The organism is Brasilonema bromeliae SPC951 (assembly GCF_012912135.1).
Classification (GTDB): domain Bacteria; phylum Cyanobacteriota; class Cyanobacteriia; order Cyanobacteriales; family Nostocaceae; genus Brasilonema; species Brasilonema bromeliae.
This window is the reverse complement of sequence record NZ_QMEB01000096.1, coordinates 1-3,843: the sequence shown is the minus strand read 5'-3', so window position 1 is coordinate 3,843 and position 3,843 is coordinate 1. Positions and strand designations below refer to the sequence as shown.

The 3,843-nt window shown below is 39.7% G+C and carries 3 protein-coding genes and 1 pseudogene; 2 read left to right on the top strand and 2 right to left on the bottom strand.

Annotation, left to right across the window (positions count from 1 at the left end):
- Positions 1–432, bottom strand: a 432-nt coding sequence (locus tag DP116_RS13740; RefSeq protein WP_211173259.1) for a DUF262 domain-containing protein, incomplete at its 3' end; no start/stop codon positions are given.
- A 172-nt stretch (positions 433–604) separates the two neighbouring features.
- Here DP116_RS13740 and DP116_RS29280 point away from each other — a divergent pair.
- Positions 605–816: pseudogene (locus tag DP116_RS29280) on the top strand (hypothetical protein); the annotation flags it as partial.
- Between the two features lie 160 nt (positions 817–976).
- Here DP116_RS29280 and DP116_RS13730 read toward each other — a convergent pair.
- Positions 977–2,029, bottom strand: a complete 1,053-nt coding sequence (locus DP116_RS13730; protein WP_169155720.1) for a tellurite resistance TerB family protein — start codon at positions 2,027–2,029, stop codon at positions 977–979.
- A gap of 928 nt (positions 2,030–2,957) precedes the next feature.
- On the opposite strand from DP116_RS13730, the gene DP116_RS13725 reads away from it, so the two are divergent.
- The coding region (locus DP116_RS13725; RefSeq protein WP_281357420.1) for a PEP/pyruvate-binding domain-containing protein at positions 2,958–3,843 on the top strand (886 nt) is incomplete at its 3' end.

Genomic DNA, 3,843 nt, shown 5'->3' with positions numbered 1-3,843 from the left:
TGATTCAACAATATTTTCTTGATAAAACTGATTATTTCTTTCATTGAGGACTAATTTAGATTCTGTTTTACGAGTTCGCAGATTTAATGAACCTAAATACTCCTGCGATATAGTTTGGGCTAACTGATTATCTCCTTTTTCCTTGGCTATATCCCTAAGTACACACATCAATATTGATACTGTTGTTAAACGTTGTTGTCCATCTATCAACATCAGCTTAGGCTTGTTGGAGTTGTTCACAACAACTGAGCCAATAAAATGTTCTGTACGTCCCTCTTCCAACGTCTGTGTGATATCATCCCAAAGCTGTTGAACTTCTGCTTCTGTCCAAGAATAATCCCTTTGAAAGCTGGGTACAGAGTAAGAATTATTACCTGCAAGCAATTCACCAAAACTCATCAATCGACTATCAATATTACTGGTAGTAGGCATTATAAAATTTCCTTGTATTTCAATACGGTTCTGTTAGAGCTAAAAATAGAAAACTATGTATGTTAAGTTGAAGAACATTCATGTAGTATGTCCTGTGGACATTACCCAATGTTCATCTTGGGTTTTGTTGAATTGCGCTTTGCTTAACCTAAGCTAGCATTATTCTTAACTCAACTACGTAGTACTCCAGCTAAATCGTTTAAATTGGCGGAATTTCTTGCGACAAGAAAATCCCGTAGCCAGTGCGCTCATGGCTAAAATGAACATAGCTCCAGAAGAACGCCCTAGAGTCAAGTCGGAATGTTTGCGGCTGCGATAGCGAAGCGCTGCTGCGAAGCGCAGATCGCGACTTTGCGACTTGATCCAGCACGGACAAAAATGATTTAGTGAACAGTGAACAGTGAACAGTAAACAGTAAATAATGAACAACTGATAACTGGTAACTGATAACTGATAAACAACAGGGATAGAACAGGTGTGGTGTCTCATAACAAACCATCACGCGTCTACCCCTGTAGTGAAAATTGGTAAAAGCTCGTTAACCCTAAAGAAACTCGATAGTATCAACGAAACTTAAAACATTCTGCTTGATAGCTTCAGCTTCTTCTTCAAGAGAATCTGGTTTTTCTCCATCAGAAAAGCTCTGCTGACTGCTGACGATATACAAAAGGTCACCATAGCTAAATGCTAGAACACCACGGTATGCATTCAACTTAGTTGCAGTACCGTTGTTTCCTGTTTTCGTAACTGTTGAACCTTGGGGCATATCAACTAATACGAAGTAAGCCCCTTCTAATATGTCTTCCAGATATTCAGTATGTTTAACTTGAGCATCTGGTAAATTAGCAACTATTGTTTGAGGCACATACTTACTTAGGAGAAATGAACGCAGATATTCTTGGTGTCCCACAGAATCCATTTCCTCAGTCTGTTTTGAGGAGATAGGGAAATAATCGATTCTCAACAATCTGCCAGAGTCATCAGAAAAGCTGACTGAGCTTTCTTGAGTTTCAACTCTACCACCTTGTTGAGAGTTCACAGGAATTAGAACTATAAAATTACCTGAGGGTGATTCATACACGTTTGGGTTTAAGTCTTCCTCAAGTTCTGTCTCATCCTCGTCTTCTAGGAAGTCTTCATTTTCTATCTCCTCAAAGGCGGCGATCACCTCGTCTATCACTTCTTTAGCATCTTCATCGTTAATTTGCAAGGCTTCTTGGAGCTTTTTGAGCAAAGTCGTTTTTCCTTTGGGAATACGTACCTCCTCTTCGTCTACAAGTACGCTGACTCCCGCAGCATAAGCATCCAGTACTAAGTCGTCTGTCAGAGAATTTTTTGCAGCATTAAATAGTGCTCCTATCTGAGCTTCCTCTGCAATGGCTACGACTTTATCCAGCGTTTCTAATAATTCATCATCTGAGTATTCCTCAAAAATCTCCAGTCCCCAGAGGATATCCGCTAAAAAATCTGGATCCAGTTCTTCTAATGAAGAATCAGCAGCAGCTGTGACAACTGCGATCGCCGCAACTGCTTCTTCTGGACTGATTGATTCTTCTAATGTTTTTTTTGAGTTAAAAAACTTGTCGTACTTACCCACGACTGCTCCTTCCTAAAATGGCTCGCTAGTGATAACACAAATCTAGTATCAATGGGTAGTTTAGCAATCAGCGAGTCTCCTGTTGTTCTATCTTCACAAAAAGGTTTTTTCTGACGTGTACTCAAACGCTGTATGAATCGAGGAGAACAATGCTCAAACATGGCTGATTTACAGTACAGAGGCGCTTCAGTGTATCGTAAGCAATACAGCTAGCCAGAGAATGTTTAATCAGTATAACTTGGTTGTAATTTGCTTGCTAATTTATGAGAATAACTTTCAATAATCCTAAGGATTCTCAAAGCATCTCCTCTCAAACCTTTTTATGAGGCGATTTGACACGGTTTAATGTGTCAATTCTGACTTAAAATATGGTTAAATCACGGTTTTACGGGTGCTTGACTGAAGTGACAAGCAGATTACAGAAAACGACGGATTATAAACGAATTTAGTAAAGATAGAATTAGAGTCTGTCTGCCATTCTTGCCAATCAATTTAACAGCTAGCTTGACAAATTTACTAGAATTTTCATTTGAAATGAAACACCGTGCGGTACAAATATAGCTCCAGCAATAACACACAAAATTCCGGAATCGTTGAATCTTAAAGAGTAGTCATAGATGTCTTATCCTGTTGCAGTCATACACAGTGTCATTTCTATCATGTTGGCAAATGAAAACAAGTTAGTATATATCAATCGCCAATGTGGATTTAACCAAGCAAAATCTATATTTTTACTCTAGAAGAGTGCAAATGCACTCTTACTCATGAGAGAACTTAGATTTTGGATGATTTGTCAGTCCAAAATCTAAAATTCCTTCTGGAAAACCTTAAGAAAGTATAAAAACGTTTACAATTTAATGTGGTATACCTTACGTAGAGGCAAGCAATCCTCGAACAACCAGGGCATCAAAAAGGGAGGTAAATATTTATGGTTACAGTAGCAAAAGATACGTTATTAGAATCATCCTCCAAAGAGCGATCGCTCGTCCTGTGGTTTGATCAGGTTGGCATTACCGACATACCCATAGTTGGTGGTAAGAATGCATCTTTGGGTGAGATGATTCAACAATTGACACCCAAAGGCATTAATGTTCCCATCGGGTTTGCTACCACAGCTTACGCTTATCGCTATTTCATTGAAGGTGCTGGGCTAGAAGAAAAACTGCGCGAACTCTTTTCTGACTTAGATGTAGAAGATGTCAAAAATTTACGAGAACGAGGGAAAAAGGCGCGATCGCTCCTGCTACACACACCGTTTCCAAAAGAATTAAGAGAGGCAATTGTTAACGCGTACCTTGCTTTATGTGAGCGATACAATCCAGATACAGATGTAGCAGTGCGCTCAAGTGCTACCGCTGAAGATCTCCCCGACGCCAGTTTTGCCGGACAGCAAGAAAGTTACCTCAATGTAACTGGTATAGAAGGAGTTTTAGCCGCTTGTCACAAATGTTTTGCTTCCCTGTTTACAGACCGTGCCATTTCCTACCGCCATATTAAGGGATTTGACCACTTCAGCGTAGCCCTCGCTGTTGGCGTGCAAAAAATGGTACGTTCTGATTTAGCATCTTCTGGGGTGATGTTCTCCATTGAAACAGAGACAGGTTTCAAGGATGCTGCACTGATTAGCGCAGCATACGGTTTAGGAGAAAACGTTGTTCAAGGTTCCGTGAACCCAGACGAATACTACGTTTTTAAACCAACTCTCAAAGAAGATTTTCGCCCAATTGTCGATAAAAGATTGGGTAGTAAAGAATTAAAAATGGTTTATGACGACGGCTCGAAATTTACCAAAAACGTCCTAGTTCCTGAAAGTG